The organism is Paenibacillus sp. FSL H3-0286 (genome assembly GCF_045040705.1).
Lineage (GTDB): Bacteria > Bacillota > Bacilli > Paenibacillales > Paenibacillaceae > Paenibacillus_AQ > Paenibacillus_AQ odorifer.
The window spans coordinates 1,617,780-1,632,461 of record NZ_CP150285.1 but is presented as its reverse complement, the minus strand read 5'-3'; the positions used below and the strand labels follow the sequence as shown (position 1 = coordinate 1,632,461).

14 protein-coding genes are annotated in these 14,682 nt (G+C 45.7%); 1 reads left to right on the top strand and 13 read right to left on the bottom strand.

Features of this window, described 5'->3' with window-relative positions:
• Positions 1-135 precede the first annotated feature (135 nt).
• The 4 genes from MHB37_RS07105 to MHB37_RS07090 form a co-directional block, all read right to left on the bottom strand.
• On the bottom strand, positions 136-1,005 hold the full coding sequence (locus MHB37_RS07105) for a carbohydrate ABC transporter permease (protein ID WP_076125340.1): 870 nt from the start codon (positions 1,003-1,005) through the stop codon (positions 136-138).
• On the bottom strand, positions 1,002-1,925 hold the full coding sequence (locus MHB37_RS07100; protein ID WP_076125342.1) for a carbohydrate ABC transporter permease: 924 nt from the start codon (positions 1,923-1,925) through the stop codon (positions 1,002-1,004). The genes MHB37_RS07105 and MHB37_RS07100 overlap by 4 nt, the downstream gene beginning before the upstream one ends.
• 79 nt (positions 1,926-2,004) lie before the next feature.
• Positions 2,005-3,405 (bottom strand): ABC transporter substrate-binding protein, encoded by a 1,401-nt coding sequence (locus MHB37_RS07095; protein ID WP_405169077.1) that lies wholly within the window; start codon positions 3,403-3,405, stop codon positions 2,005-2,007.
• A 569-nt stretch (positions 3,406-3,974) separates the two neighbouring features.
• The gene (locus tag MHB37_RS07090; RefSeq protein ID WP_076125346.1) at positions 3,975-5,024 is read right to left on the bottom strand and encodes an NAD(P)-dependent alcohol dehydrogenase; all 1,050 of its coding nucleotides are present in this window, start codon (positions 5,022-5,024) and stop codon (positions 3,975-3,977) included.
• A gap of 120 nt (positions 5,025-5,144) precedes the next feature.
• Between MHB37_RS07090 and MHB37_RS07085 the strand changes: the two genes are divergently transcribed.
• Complete coding sequence (locus MHB37_RS07085) at positions 5,145-5,561, top strand: MerR family transcriptional regulator (protein ID WP_076125348.1); 417 nt, start codon at positions 5,145-5,147, stop codon at positions 5,559-5,561.
• A gap of 55 nt (positions 5,562-5,616) precedes the next feature.
• Here MHB37_RS07085 and MHB37_RS07080 read toward each other — a convergent pair whose 3' ends face one another.
• The 9 genes from MHB37_RS07080 to MHB37_RS07040 all read right to left on the bottom strand — a co-directional run bounded on the left by MHB37_RS07080 (position 5,617) and on the right by MHB37_RS07040 (position 14,584).
• Positions 5,617-6,276: a YitT family protein gene (locus MHB37_RS07080; RefSeq protein ID WP_248547753.1), complete on the bottom strand. Its 660-nt coding sequence runs from the start codon at positions 6,274-6,276 to the stop codon at positions 5,617-5,619.
• A 279-nt stretch (positions 6,277-6,555) separates the two neighbouring features.
• A complete protein-coding gene (locus tag MHB37_RS07075) occupies positions 6,556-7,032 on the bottom strand; it encodes a hypothetical protein (RefSeq protein WP_076125352.1) in 477 nt (158 codons plus the stop codon).
• Positions 7,033-7,468: 436 nt separating this feature from the next.
• On the bottom strand, positions 7,469-8,119 hold the full coding sequence (locus MHB37_RS07070) for an ATP-binding cassette domain-containing protein (protein WP_076125354.1): 651 nt from the start codon (positions 8,117-8,119) through the stop codon (positions 7,469-7,471).
• A gap of 12 nt (positions 8,120-8,131) precedes the next feature.
• The gene (locus tag MHB37_RS07065) at positions 8,132-9,109 is read right to left on the bottom strand and encodes a hypothetical protein (protein WP_076125356.1); all 978 of its coding nucleotides are present in this window, start codon (positions 9,107-9,109) and stop codon (positions 8,132-8,134) included.
• On the bottom strand, positions 9,084-9,677 hold the full coding sequence (locus MHB37_RS07060) for an RNA polymerase sigma factor (RefSeq protein WP_076125358.1): 594 nt from the start codon (positions 9,675-9,677) through the stop codon (positions 9,084-9,086). The genes MHB37_RS07065 and MHB37_RS07060 overlap by 26 nt, the downstream gene beginning before the upstream one ends.
• A gap of 26 nt (positions 9,678-9,703) precedes the next feature.
• Positions 9,704-10,396: a hypothetical protein gene (locus MHB37_RS07055; protein WP_076125360.1), complete on the bottom strand. Its 693-nt coding sequence runs from the start codon at positions 10,394-10,396 to the stop codon at positions 9,704-9,706.
• Positions 10,393-12,852: a hypothetical protein gene (locus MHB37_RS07050; RefSeq protein WP_405169076.1), complete on the bottom strand. Its 2,460-nt coding sequence runs from the start codon at positions 12,850-12,852 to the stop codon at positions 10,393-10,395. Before MHB37_RS07050 ends, MHB37_RS07055 begins: the two co-directional genes overlap by 4 nt.
• Positions 12,849-13,727, bottom strand: a complete 879-nt coding sequence (locus tag MHB37_RS07045; protein WP_256715762.1) for an ABC transporter ATP-binding protein — start codon at positions 13,725-13,727, stop codon at positions 12,849-12,851. Before MHB37_RS07045 ends, MHB37_RS07050 begins: the two co-directional genes overlap by 4 nt.
• Positions 13,728-13,951: 224 nt before the next feature.
• Positions 13,952-14,584, bottom strand: a complete 633-nt coding sequence (locus MHB37_RS07040; RefSeq protein WP_076125364.1) for a carbohydrate-binding family 9-like protein — start codon at positions 14,582-14,584, stop codon at positions 13,952-13,954.
• Positions 14,585-14,682: the final 98 nt, after the last annotated feature.

Sequence of the window (14,682 nt, the reverse complement as noted above, 5' to 3'; positions counted from 1 at the left end):
ATAATCTGTAGAAGCTTTTACAGCACAAATAAAGGGCACCTTATACCGCCGGGCTCGGAACTTAAGCCTTAGCAGAAAGGTGCCCCCATTAATACTTCAGAGCAGATTACAGTGCGCTATCTTTAGCCATTGAAGCTAATTTTTCAGTCCTGTCAACGTGATTCCTTCTACGAAATATTTTTGACCAATCAGATAAAAAATGACACCCGGCGCAAAGGACATACACGTAGCCGCCATCGTCAGCGACCAGTCCTGCTTTAGTTGGCCTCTAAAGGCGGTTAGTCCCAAGGCTATCGTATACTTATCGCTTGAGTTTATGTAAATCATCTGTTGAAGTAGATCATTCCATAAACCGATAAAGATAAATAATGCGACGACGATCATCGCAGATTTAATGGCCGGCATAATAATGCTGAACAAAATGCGGTAATATCCAGCGCCATCGATCGTTGCTGCTTGATCAAGCTCTCTCGGTATAGACATGATAAACTGCCTGATCAAAAAGATATTAAAAGCCCCGCCACCACAGAAATAAGGCAAAATCAACGGCAGATAGCTGTCATGAATTCCTAAGCCTCTCGTCCACCCAATATATAGCGGAATAAGTGTAACCATGGCAGGTAGAAGCATCGAACCGACACAAAGAGCCCAAATCAATTTTTTGCCCCGAAAACGTAGTCTTGCAAAGGCATAACCGCATAAAGTCGCTGTAAAGGTTCCTGCCAGACAGGCGGGTACAATAATAATCATAGTATTCCATAAATATTTCCAAAACTTAAAGATCTCTAGCGTTTCTGCATAGTTTGAAAACAACCAATTTCCTGGCAGCAGTGAAGGCGGATATTGGTATATCTCGGCATTCGACATGAGCGACGTGCGAAATATCCACCAGATTGGAAAGAGCACGAGTATAGTAAAAAAAATAACAACGACAAACGAGATCAGGTTCATCCATTGATTATTACGTTTTTTGCTCTTTAATCTTCCGTATGAGGCTACACTCATTTGTCATCGCCTCCTTCATTAAAGATCCATAGGTTGGAGGTTTTGAATAATACACCAGTAAAGCCTGCAAGAATAACAAAAATAACGGCTGTTGTCGCACAAGCATACCCCAATTTATAATTTACAAAAGCTTGATCATACATCAGATAAGTTAAAAAGCGTGAAGAATTACCCGGGCCGCCATTCGTTAATGAAAGAGCCGGCGTAACAATTTGGAGATTGGCAATCAAGCTCATTAGCAAATTGTAAAAGATAATGGGCGACATGCACGGTAAAGTGATATGCAAGAATCGTTTCCATCCATTCGCACCATCCATTTCAGCCGCTTCATGGTAGACGACCGGAACATTTTGCAGCCCAGCTAAGAAAATAACAATTAAGTTACCTGACAGCCAAACCGAAATCAAGGATAGGGATGGAATGACATAGCTGGAATCCGCGATAAAAGAAACTTTGTTCAAACCCATCTCAGAGAGAATAAAGTTAAAAAATCCAAAATTAGCTTCGTATAACCAGGACCATCCTACATATATTGCGGCTGCCGGCAAAACGTACGGTACATAGAACACAGCCCGGAAAAACCCTCTAGCCGGAATTTTACGATTCAGTAGCATCGCAATAAAAAGTGAATAAATCATGCCTCCAACTACCGATAAGACGGCAAAGTAGACCGTAGCGATAATAGAATCTTTAATATAAGGATCAGTGGTAAATAGATTAATATAATTCTCGAAGCCAACAAATTTGGGGTCTGAAAGTCCCGTCCAATTCGTTAAGCTGATCCCGAGCACCCCAATAAGAGGTAGATACGTTAGAAAGATCAGCCCAATGAAGGCAGGGATCAATAATATATACGCGGCTCGTGCCTCACCTGCATGAATACGTGAACGACGTTTCGGAGATTTATTAATCATTTCCATCTCTATCTCCCCACCTGAAGATCATAATATGGCCGCCGCGTGTGTGAGCTTGGCAGCGGCCAGTCTTTTACGAACTTTACTAATTGCCTGAATGGGCTGCTTTCAACGCATCGAGATTTTTAGAAATAGCATCCTTAGCGGTCGTCTTTCCAGTCCATACATCCCCTAAAACCGACCCGAGCAAGGTGTTAAACTCCGTCGTATGATTCGTATAGAACCACGCTGCAGGCTTCACAGCAGGTGATTGCGCATAATCGACTACTGCAGATTTATATTCGTCATAAACAGGGAAGTTAGGATTTTCGACCCATTTACGGGTAAGGGTCTCATCCGTGTACCACTTCTCCAGTGTTGGCATCCAGATCCCCGAGCTAATGAGGCCCCAGTTATTTTCTTCTGAGTTGTACCATTTCAGCCATTCCATCGCTTCTTTTGGATGCTTAGTCTGGGAGAAGACGACATTGGCGCCACCCGTGTTGAGGGTAACCTTTTCCTTCATGTAAGGCAATACTGCAACGCCATAGTTCAAGCCTTCATTCTTGGCCGTATTCAGACTAGTTCCCACGTTCCACGCACCGTTAGTAGCCATGGCAACAGTTCCCGCGATGATGGTTCGTTGAATGCCATCATCAGTCTGTCCGACAGACAACGGAGCAACATGATCCTTCAAGTAAAGATCTGCAACCTTCTGAATTCCCTCTATACTGGCGTCTTCTCCAATTCTCACCTCAGTCCCATCACCCGAATAGAACCCTCCACCATTACCAAGCGCCCAGGTCTCAAGCTGCCATGGTAAGTTTTCAACGGATGCGCCAAACTGTACGATACTCTGCTCATTAAATCCACTCTCATCAGGATGTTTACCATTTTTATCAAGGGTCAGCTTCTTTGCTGTTGTTACAAATTCGTCCCATGTCCACGCTTGGTCTAAAGCGGCTGGGGGATAGGGTACATTGGCTTTGTCAAACATATCTTTGTTGTAATAGAGGAGTAAGATTTCATTGGCAGCCGCGTAGGCTACGGTTTTCCCTTGATATTTGTAGGCTAAGCTATCCAGTGGTTTGCTGTCGCTTCCTTCGTACATTGTATTTACATCATTCAGCATGCCTTGGGTAGACCACTGAACGACCCCATCTTCTCTGAGCATCCCTGTATCAGGCAATTGCTCTGCCGTAGCCATTGTATTCAGCTTAGTCATGTAGTTTTCCCAGGGAATTGCTTGTACTTCTACTTCAATTCTGTCTTGAGAAGCATTAAACTTATCCGCCACTCCCTGGGTTACATTTCCCTCTTCCGCACTTCCCCACATCGAATAGATAATCTTGACCTTCTCCTCAGGCTTGGAGGTTGCGTTCTCAGATGCTTTGGGTGCATCAGATGCCTTGGTTGCTGTGTTTGTCTCGTCTTTCGCGCAGCCAATGACACTTAACGCTAGTGCAGTTGAAAGAATACCTGCCCCGAATGCTTTACCTACTTTCATTTCCCTCTCCCCCTTCATAATTACATAGATATGTCTAACCGTTTGACCCCTTAAGTTATTGAGTTAAACGTTTAGTACCAACTTTTTTAATAATTTCAACCTTTGCTTGGAATCCGCAATTTCGGCCAGCAGATACGACTTTTAATATCGTAAATATTTTCAAAAAGTGGTATAGAGTCTTCATGAACTTGGGATGTTTTAATGAAGTAAGCGCTTTATTATTATTGTGTCATGATTTTCTTTTAGGGAAAATAGCATTTTTCAACCTGATTTTTAAAAATTCCAACCTTTAAAGAATCATCTTTTTCATAAAAACGGCAGAATCAGCTGATCCAAAATATTCACTTGCAGTAACGACAATAAGCAAAGCCGCCCTCCTACCCCACTGGTAGAAGCACTGCTCTGCCTATTTAGCATTTATACACATACACTGCTGTATGCAGCAACGCCGTTTTTCTCTTCTCGAAACATAACTGCGTGAGATCTCCAGCTCCTTAGCAAATTCCCGCTATGTTATCGAATTTCTTGAGGTTGTGGCCACGGACCGAGGTCAAGAATGAAGGCGTCTCTTATTCGTTCCCCATCGTGCTGATGTCGATGACAAACCGGTAACGGACATCTGAAGCAAGCACACGCTCCCAAGCTTCATCAATCCGGTCAGCAGAAATGACCTCGATTTCAGAAGCAATATTATGTTCAGCGCAGAAATTAAGCATTTCCTGCGTTTCACGGATTCCGCCAATCATCGATCCGGCAAACGAACGGCGGTGGCCGATCAGCGAGAATACGTTAACTGCCAATGGATCAGCGGGCGCACCGACATTGACTAATGTACCATCCAATGCCAGAAGTGAAAGATAGGCATCAATATTAATTTGTGCGCTTACTGTATTCACAATAAGATCGAATGAACCGGCAAGCTGCTTAAATGTCTCCGAATCGCTGGTCGCATAATAATGATCCGCTCCTAATTGCAATCCGTCTTCCTTCTTCTTCAGTGACTGTGATAACACAGTAACCTCAGCTCCCATGGCATGAGCAATCTTCACAGCCATGTGCCCAAGCCCGCCAAGACCCACTACAGCTACTTTTTTGCCGGGAGCGGCTCCCCAATGGCGCAGCGGTGAATAGGTGGTGATTCCTGCGCATAAAAGCGGTGCAGCCGCATCAAGCGGAATAGTGTCAGGAATCCGGACCACGAAGTCTTCTGTTACAACGATGTGCGTGGAATACCCGCCCTGTGTATAGTGACCGTGCCGGTCGATAGCTCCATAAGTGCCCGTATTTCCACTCAGGCAATACTGCTCCTCACCTTTTTGGCAATTACTGCACTCTCCACAGGAGTCAACCATACAACCTACCCCTACACGATCGCCGACTGTGTACTTTGTAACTTTGGAACCGACCTGGCTGACAATACCGGCGATCTCATGCCCTGGAACAAGTGGATACTTAACCGGTCCCCACTCCCCGCGGGCTGTATGAATATCCGAGTGGCAAATGCCAGCGTATTTAATCTCAATAAGAACATCGTGCGGCTGCAGATTCCGGCGTTCAATTGTAGTTAGCTTGAACGGGCCTTCCTGACTGAATGTAGCACGTGCATTTACTTTTATCATAGTGAAACCTCTCTTCTAGTTAATATAAAAAGCTGTAACGTCGACTTTACAAAACCTATGTTATTACTTAAAGTTAACTCTAAGTCAAGCATAAAATATAATTAAGACTGGAGATAGATGATGAAAACATACTCCATAAGTGAAGTTGCAGAATATTTTAATATGACATCACATACCCTGCGTTACTATGACAAGGAGGGACTTTTGCCTTTTATAGAAAGAACCCACAGCGGGAAACGCGTTTTCAAAGAAACGGATATGGATGCTTTAAAAGTAATTGAATGCCTGAAGTCATCCGGGATGCCAATTAAGGAAATAAAACATTTCATTGAGTGGTGCTCTGAGGGGGACTCCACCTTGCAGCAGAGATATGATATGTTCCTGGAGCGGAAAGCTTCTGTAGAAGCACAGATGGAAGAATTGAGAAAAACGATGGAAGTCATAGACCATAAATGCTTCTACTACAAGACCGCCTTGGATAGCGGCACGGAAGATGTTCATAAAAAAAATAACATCAAGAGTGCATTTACTCATTAAAAATGGACCTTCAAATTACAGTAAAGGCGGGGCAGATTGGTCTGCCCCGCCTTTCTTAATTTGGACGCTTTTTTGCCAGCAGCTTCTCCGTAAAATTCACATCAAAAAAATGAATAATGGGTCCCAAACCAAGTGCGGACACTAGAGTACCTAAGCCTATAACGCCTCCTGCCAGGAAGCAAATCAAAGCACAAAGAGCATCCGTAAACATCCGGTGCCAAAAATAAGATATTTTCGGGACGTTATCCCTCATAATCAGGGACAGGCTGTCGTAAGGAGCGACTCCCACAGCCGATGTCTGATACAGGGATACCCCAAAACTGCATACCACCACGCCAATCGCTACGACGACCACCCGCTGCCATAACAGCTGAGGTTCGCCTAACAGAGATAGCCAAGTACTATGAAAGAACGTAGCGATATACCCCAAAAAGATTGCGTTTACAAAAGTCCCGGCTCCAATATACCTTCGTCCGGTGATGAATTCGATTACAAACAATACCAGGTTCAGCAAGATCAGAAAATTTGCATATGTTATACCCACGCACTCTGCAAGTGCCATTACCATGCCGCTAAAGGGATCATTCCCCATGCCGGACAGCTTAAAAATACTAATTCCCATGCCCAGAAATACATTGCCGATAACCATAATAATCAATCGTTTTTTATCCACGTTATAAAGATAACCCTTCATATTGCCCATCCTATTTTTCATATTAAAATTGCACCTTACAACAACCACGTCATTATATCATATATTCTATTGTTTGACGGTTATCTTTATTGATAGTATTCAATGATTTGGATAAGCAGATCGGTCAGGACTATATTGTTTTGATGGGAACTGAAAAAAACAAAAGCAACCCGTCCGCAGATAAGTCGCCTTTGTAAAACTTTAGTGTTAACGGATCTAACTTATGACTTTAAGCTCAGCGCTTAGCCTTTTAAAAATGATGATAAAGCTTCATAAGAGTATATTTCATTCCACCGGGTTCTATAAGTTAATTTCAGACTTCTCTACTTCATGCCATTGAAAAAGCATTAACACAGGAGGAATATAAATTGGCTTGCCCCAGCAATAAATCAAATCAGGTGTCAAATTCGCAAGCCATAGCTCCCCATTCTCATCTAGTTGCATTCTCCACTTTCCGCTGGCAACAACTTTTTCCTGCTCCATAAGGAAACGAGCCTCATCATATGAAACTTCAATTCCTTTATTGCGCTCTATGAAATCAAGGGCAGCTTGGTAATTACGTTCTTGCTCTTCTTCTTTTTCTGCAGTAAAAGCTGAATCGTATACCTCTGAGAAATCTAAGCCCTTAAGGTCATGGAGTTCCACTAGTTGTTTAAATGCGTCCGTTACAAAAAATTGAACGATAGCTGTTTCCTTTATTTTGAACAGTCTATAATCAACACTATCAATTACATTTGTGGTGTTAAGCAAAAACAACATCAAATCAGGATGAGCCAAGGGAAGTGTTTCGTCTTCTTCCGCAACAATTGGCTATCCGTAAATATCTCGAAAAATCATTGTACTTCCCCTTATTCTTGGTGTGCATGATTCTGGGTTCTCCTCCTTTTTTTCTCTGTATGATTGTACTGACAATAAGGTACCAAAAAATCTCCATTCAAAGAGAAAATCACGCCATTTATTCCATCGGCTGGTTCGCCAATTATTGATATTATCCCAACACTACCCAAGCAATCTGTCACTTCTCATTATTTTATTTGTGTTCAAAACTCCCCGTTCTTTGCCAATGATAAGAGTAGAAGAGTCTCCATTGCCAGCCATCTAGAGGCCGACTCTATCCACCCCTTCAGCAAATGGTTCAAACAAATGTCTGGCTATCCGCCAGGCAAGTTTCGCAGCCGCAGCAGGATGATTTAATATAGAAAACGGCGCTGCATCAGTGCAGCGCCGCTGTACCATTTTCAAGTTTGATCACAGCATCCAACCAACCTCCCTGTAGGCCCTCCAAAGCGCCTGAAAAGATTGCGACTGTGCCAGGTGTCATTTCGTACAACGTGTCTAGCAGCAGGAAACGAATCTCGATATCCATGCCATAGAGAGGCTCATCCAGCAGCAGAAACCATGGATCAGCAAGCATCGCCTGAGCAATCATAAGCCGTTGCTTGTTGCCGCCTGACAACCGCTGAATGGGCGTTTTCCACTCGGCAGTAAGCCCGAGCCGTTCACTTAGCTCACGAGATCGTTCCTCAATGGTTGCCCGTGGCATCAGCTTCATCTCACCCACATAACGCAAGTATGCCTCGACATTCATATTGTCATAGTACGCTGCCTGCTGTGGCTTGTAGCCCAGATAAGGCTTGAAAGCATTGCCTGACAACGTCACGCCATGAAGCTGATAGGTAATCAGGCCGCGTACAGGCTGGTATAGACCAGCTATCGCTTTGAGCAATGCTGTTTTTCCACTGCCATTGGCGCCCTCCAGACCATACCAGCCTGGCGGCAAAGCCAGATTCACATCCCCTAGCAGCAGGTGACCATTATCTGCAAGAAGTTCAACCGCGGTAAGTTTTAGCTCAGCTCCTCGCACCACTCTTCCCTCCTATCCATATTGCTTGTAATAATGCCGATGGCGCAGCAAAATACTTGTTATAACACCCAGCGCTATTGCCAGACTAACAGCAACAAGCTTGCTTGCAAGCCAGTGTTCGGACCCGTATTCGCTGAACAATTGAAATACGCCAAGCCTCTCGCCAGTGGAAAACTGGATGACGCCCACTGCGAGCACAACCGCGGTACCAGGCCATGTCCCGAAACGAAGCATTGCAGCCAGCGCTGCAAAAGCGCTCAGGCAGATCGGCAGTAATAGATCTGTGATCAGTAAAGTAGTGTTAGATCCGAATTCACCGCTGGTACCCGTCATAACGAGTATTCCATAAAACAACAGCGCTAGAAGGAGGTCATATAGCAGTATGGTTCCTATTCTGGCTACCATAAGCTGTACGGGTGTAACAGGAAAGGTCGCCTCAAGCTCACTCATTGGCTTATGCATGGATCGGAGTGAATAGGCCACACTGGCTACAGGAAGCAACAGAATCGTAAATAAAAATACATCCGGCTTGGCAGAGCTACTGAACCATTCACTTGCTACCAGCCCCTCAACGACTGCTCCTATGCCAATCATAAGCGCTGATGTAAGCCAAAACAGCCAATGCATCGTCCTTACCTGAGCTGCCATGCGTTGCATAAGCCTTACTGGTAAAGATATAGCGACAGTTGCTTGCCGCCCAGGCCTGTCATGTCTTGCCACTCGCTTGGAAGAGGGTACAGCAACCGCCCACTCAGGCTGTGTGGCATATGTGGCGGCAAGCGCCAGCAGAGATTCCGTCTGCTGGCCGCTGGGACCATCGACGGTATAGCGATCCAGTTGGCTGAATACGGCTCCGATCTGGTCATGCTCCCATCGATCCGCTGCTGCTTCACCCTTTTCCTCTAGTTGCCGCTGCTCTTGCAATTCCCTGTGCAGTTGACTGTCGCGACTAGCCTTATCGGCGCTACCGGCTCCGGATATGTAACTCATCCTGATCCTCCCCTTTCTGCAATGTATGGGCCAGTCGCCTGAACGCCCGATACAGCTTGGACTTGACCGTTCCAAGCGGCAGTTCCAGCAACTCGGCTATTTCATCCAGCTTGAGCTCCTCATAAAAACGCAAAATAACAATTTGCCGCTCCTCCTCAGGCAAAGCGCCAAGGGCAGCAATGACTGCTTCACGCTCATATTGCTTGTCTAAAAAAGACGCTACCGTATCCTTACCGCCATCTGCCGCATCATACACTCCGGTATCCTTAGCCGCTACTTCATAACGATAAGCTCCGGACTTCCATACATCACGGCACAGGTTCGTCGCAATTCGATAAATCCATGGTCGAAACCGTTCAGGCAACCGACCAGCTTGCAAAGCCGTGAATACTCTGACAAAACACTCTTGCACCAAATCTTCTGCGAGCTGACGCTTGCTGGTCAGTCGGTATAAATACGCATAGATGGTCTGATGATACCGATAGACGAACAACTCCAGCACGGCTGTATTCCCTTGCTTGTATTGCTCGAGCAGTTGCTCATCCGTAACAACAGCCCTGCTGTTCACTTGACTCTCTCCTTTCTCGCTCAGCACTATTGCCTGCACACGAGCCAACCTCTGCCTTTCCCCAATAGAAGCATACAGCAGAAAAGCAGTATTCCAGCTGCTGCAAATAATGCGATAGCGTTATGCGATTTATCTGTGAACCGGCTCACCGGCCAGACGGCTTGAAATAAATAGTACCGATTGAGCGGCATACTGGACATAAAATACTCCAGCAGCCACACCGTTGCCCCCACTCCTAGCCCGACAGCCATATTGCGCCCTAGCAGAGTGCCCAATGCCGCCAGACCGCCAAGGAACATATTCACACTGAGGCTATGTTTAATTATGTAAGCTAGTTGTGCCGTACTTAAAACGATCGCCCAGCGGTCAATTGCCCAGAGCAACGCTGCTTCATAGATAACTAGCAATAGCGCAGCGACCGCTCCTCGCTCGGCGAACACGAGTAATTGTGAATATGGATAGCTGAAATGATGGGCAAAAGTACCCTCACTGAAATCATCGGCGAACAAGGCAGCACTCAAGGCAATCGCAAGTAAAGGCAGCACAAATATAAAAGCCACTTTGACATGATAAAAACCAGGAGAGGGCATCATCATTGGCAGCATGAGGCAACCAGCTGCTATCAGCGCCGCAATAATAGCTATAGCTAGCAAGTAGCCGCCCCATAGGATGCGCCAAGCATATTTTGCACGGGACAAAAGAATGAGGGCAACCTTCATTGTCCTCCCTCCATTTTCCTTTGCAAATAGCCTCGCAGAAGCGCTTCCATTTGTTCATCACTGTCCTCGATTAGCTGCTCTGTGCCAATACTGTCATAGACAAGCTTGATGACATCGTAGACACTTTCAATACCGTACTGGCTGTATATGGTATTCATAAGGTCATAAACCTGATTCGGTGTACCGTTCAAAAAATAGCTGCTAACAGGTTCGAACAGTCGATCTGGCAGTTTCCCTCCGACCAGCTTGAGCTCGTTATAAGCCTGAAAAAAGTTATTCAGTGTATATTGGGCGTTTAAATTTAACATTCTCGCATTTCTAATCTCTCTACGTTTGGCACTGTAATCAAGCCAGTACTGCCCCGTTCTCAGTTGGATATTCCCATTTTTCCCTCGATCAATTTCCGCCCCAAAATAACTTGACACAGACACCTTAGACAAAAAGTGGACATCGCGAGCTTCCGGACCTCCAACTGATGCATCTACCATGCCAAGGGTGCTCATACTCACCATATTCAAACTATAATACGGATAATCGGCAAGTGCCATAGTAACCGTCTGGGGAAAACTCGTTGCAGCTTCTCCATCCAACTTTTTCAAAGTACGCGCCGCTTGGGCGTAATGCCTGGCTGCGAACTGTGCTGCTTCTTCGACAGAACGGGCAGGCAATTGACCAGATGCCAACAGACGCAACGTCTTGCCGTCTGCCGTCGCTTCTGCAAGTTGCAGATCGCCCCCAAATAATGTAAGTCCGCTTGCTTCATCCAGCTCCAGGCGCGTGATGGTCGCTCCCTTCTCTCCAGCCATCTTACTAGTAATGACAGAGGCGTTGTAGAACAGTTTCAAGCCACTTGGCCCTGTGATAGCAACTTCAAAGCCCGCCATAGGGCGCGGCAGTTGTGTGTCCAGAATATCTGTAGCGTGACGCCCCCATTCGTAGTGATCGGTAAGCAATTCCGATAGCCGGCTATTGCCGATAACAGGGTACCAGCCATAGAAAGCTGGCAGGAAAATCCTGTTATCGTCGACAACAGCGATCTGCTCCCATCTATCCCTGCTAGGAGCGACGGAATAATAATGCCGCCAATCATTTAGGGTACCTCTATATGTCATCTCGATCTCCAGATGCTCCCCTGGCATAACATCCGTTGCAGGCTTGATCCAAAGTACATCTGTAGCCTCTTCCCACTCATAGGCAGCAGCAGCACCGTTCACCTTCAGTTCCTGTACATCAAAGATATGTCGCAGCATGATTGGGAATCGCTCTAGTGTTGCCGCTTGTCCATTGCTTGCTTGCATCGTCGCCTGTATTTCTAACCCATGCCGCGGCAGTAATTCCAACTTCAGCTTGTAGCTGTTAATGTGTAGATCCTGGAACTTCATTCCGACAAGCAGATCTTTAATATGCGATACCGAGAGCGGATTGCTGGTATTCCCGTTTGTGTTAAGGGTGATCCGAGACATTTCCTCAATATCCGCCTCCGAATATTTACCCGCTGCAATTCCAGCAACGAGCAGTTGCTCCAATTCACGCTGTTGCGTGATATCATTGGCTGAAGTAAGACGTTCGCGATAGAAACGTTCATTGGCATCCGCAATATCTGCCCGTTCCTGCAGGTATCCGTACATCGCACTACCTGCCCATAACAATGCTGCACCTAGAATCAGCATCGTGGGATAGACAAGCCATGCCTTGACCCGTTCCCGCCTGCGTCTACATACTACAAGTAGAACAGTCATGACCATTCCTGCTGCTAAAGCTGCAACGATGCCGCGATGCAGCCAAAATGCCGGATCATATATAAATCCCCACATACGTGAGTAAGACTTACCAATATATTTAACTAGTGAATAATCGAACCAAATCTGCGTATGAGGGGGTAATGAAAAAGAAGGGCGATCGGTCTTAAAAAATTCCGGTAAAATAATTGCCAAGCTAAGCAACAGGACGAAGCTGATCAAGTAACTGTATCGCTTGCGGATAAGGATACCTACTAAGTAGGCAATTACAGTTGCAAATAACATCGGGATGGCAAAGGAAGCCAATACAGCAGAGGTATACCATTCACGCATTCCCCATGAGATGCCATCATTTACGACCAACCATACATAAGCCCCCATCGGCACGAGCGCAGCTGCTAACGGAAGGGTTACAGCACAGAGCAAGCGTGCAGCCTCCATTTCCCATGTTCGATACGGAAAGGTAGCCATCATGGTTGCTGTCTTCCATTCTTCATCCCGCCGTGCTATCGCTGTTGCCAGCAAAGGCAAAATAATGAGGGCTACAAGGCAATACACCTCAGAAATATCCATCACGTATACTGCACGATCCAATTTGGCATCGGCGTTCTGAAACATCAAATACAGGATGCCGACCACAGTTGCCAGCATTAGATACAAGCCTGGGCCACGCAGCAGTAGCTTGCACTCTGTTTTGTAATAGCGAATCAGGCTCATTGGCTATTCCCCGCTCTCATGACCCCGATATATCCGTCCTCAAGTCCTGCCTTTGCCTGGACTGCTCCAGGTAATGGGACAGAACTGGCAAGAACACGCGCCTCATAGCCGGCTCCTGAACGCTTTGCAGTCACGATGGCTGCAGTTTCTTTGAGCTCTGCAAGCTTCTCATCACCCACTTGGACCGTCCACACTTGTCCCTGCACACGCTGGAGCAATTGTTCTTGCGTACCGTGAAATACGATGCGCCCTCCGCTCATAATCGCCATACTCTTACAGTTATTATCAATATCGGCGACGACATGTGTAGACAGTAGCACAGTACGATCTTTACCCAGCTCAGTCAGCATATCACGAAATCGCATGCGTTCTTCGGGATCAAGCCCTGCCGTAGGCTCGTCCACAATAATGAACTGCGGATCACCTAGCAGCGCCTGGGCAATACCGATGCGCTGCCGCATCCCGCCAGAATATTTGCCTATACGCACATGGCGCTTCTCCTCCAGATTGACTCGGCGCAACATTTCGGCTACTGCTTTCCTCCGGACTTTTCCATTTGTAATGCCCTTCATGGACGCGACATAATCGAGATATTCTGCGCCTGTCAACTTGCGATATACGCCAAACTCTTGTGGCAGGTAGCCAAGCAAGCCACGAATTTCACGTTCATCCCGCCCAAGCTTGCAATGTCCAATTTGTACATCCCCTGATGTTTTCGGTATTACTGTTGCCAATATTTGCATCAATGTTGATTTTCCCGCCCCATTGGGACCGAGTAAGCCGAACATACCCGTACCCAATGTCAGGTTAATTCCGTTCAGTACTTGTTTACTGCCATATTTTTTGCACAATTGCTGGATAACTACATGCATCATTACCTGCCTCCATTCGTACTTGGCCAACTACCGTGCGCACGAGTAGATTGTCGAACAGTATAACGACACTCCCTTCTAAAAGTTTAAAAAACAGGTGATTTTTTAAAATAATAGTATCCTTGCGCTGCCAATATGACATTTGTTCGATGTGTCTACTACGACAAAAAAACCTCCAACCCCGTATATGCGGCTTCGGAAGTTATTCATTAACCTGCATTTCGCAGTTACTCTAAGTACAGAATCCCAAAATCACAGCTTCTATGAAATTCTGGTTTGTTCGAATGAACTTTGCTCCATGTTCCAAAGTGCGGATAAACCGTTTCATCGCCGCACTTGTAAAAGTTTCCTCTTATCCTTTTTCCCGGCACTGCCCGAAAATCCGAAAAATAAGATTGTACCCATGCCCATGAGATCGAAAAGCTTAATTCCCAATACGCTTCCCCTTTATCATTAATCTGATCCGTGGTGGATAGGACTTGGAAAAGTGCTGGATTGATAGTGATTGGGAAGCGATCATACCGATCCGCCCCTATCTGCAAGAGAATTGCGCCATTCGCATTAAATTCGAAATTCATATAGCGCTGGTCCGAATCCGGAGAAGGCTGAAAAAAGAACTCGATGCAGCTATCCTTATACACAGGATCATTCATGTTTCTATATGTTCGTATTGGATTCTGTTCGTAAACCTTAAACTGAAGCTTCAGATCCTCCTGACTGTAATTTAATCTTGCTGTAACGACCGGGTTATATCCTTTAAGCCATTGATACTGTTTAATGATCTGGAAATCTTCTGTAACTGAAACATCCGTCTGATTTATCAGGCGGGAAATCACTAAGGTTTCTAATTTTCTTTCCATGGTTCATTCCCTTCGGTTGGAAATCCCACTAGGCTAACACAGCAAAACAACCCTATTAATTAACTTGATCATTTAGACCCGCGACTTACCGGTTTTCC

Bases quoted from the DNA above. Each gene is read 5' to 3' on its own strand.
- MHB37_RS07105 (WP_076125340.1), bottom strand. From the start codon at position 1,005: ATGAGTGTAGCCTCATACGGAAGATTAAAGAGCAAAAAACGTAATAAT.
- MHB37_RS07100 (WP_076125342.1), bottom strand. From the start codon at position 1,925: ATGGAAATGATTAATAAATCTCCGAAACGTCGTTCACGTATTCATGCA.
- MHB37_RS07095 (WP_405169077.1), bottom strand. From the start codon at position 3,405: ATGAAAGTAGGTAAAGCATTCGGGGCAGGTATTCTTTCAACTGCACTA.
- MHB37_RS07090 (WP_076125346.1), bottom strand. From the start codon at position 5,024: ATGATAAAAGTAAATGCACGTGCTACATTCAGTCAGGAAGGCCCGTTC.
- MHB37_RS07085 (WP_076125348.1), top strand. From the start codon at position 5,145: ATGAAAACATACTCCATAAGTGAAGTTGCAGAATATTTTAATATGACA.
- MHB37_RS07080 (WP_248547753.1), bottom strand. From the start codon at position 6,276: ATGAAAAATAGGATGGGCAATATGAAGGGTTATCTTTATAACGTGGAT.
- MHB37_RS07065 (WP_076125356.1), bottom strand. From the start codon at position 9,109: ATGAGTTACATATCCGGAGCCGGTAGCGCCGATAAGGCTAGTCGCGAC.
- MHB37_RS07055 (WP_076125360.1), bottom strand. From the start codon at position 10,396: ATGAAGGTTGCCCTCATTCTTTTGTCCCGTGCAAAATATGCTTGGCGC.
- MHB37_RS07050 (WP_405169076.1), bottom strand. From the start codon at position 12,852: ATGAGCCTGATTCGCTATTACAAAACAGAGTGCAAGCTACTGCTGCGT.
- MHB37_RS07045 (WP_256715762.1), bottom strand. From the start codon at position 13,727: ATGATGCATGTAGTTATCCAGCAATTGTGCAAAAAATATGGCAGTAAA.
- MHB37_RS07040 (WP_076125364.1), bottom strand. From the start codon at position 14,584: ATGGAAAGAAAATTAGAAACCTTAGTGATTTCCCGCCTGATAAATCAG.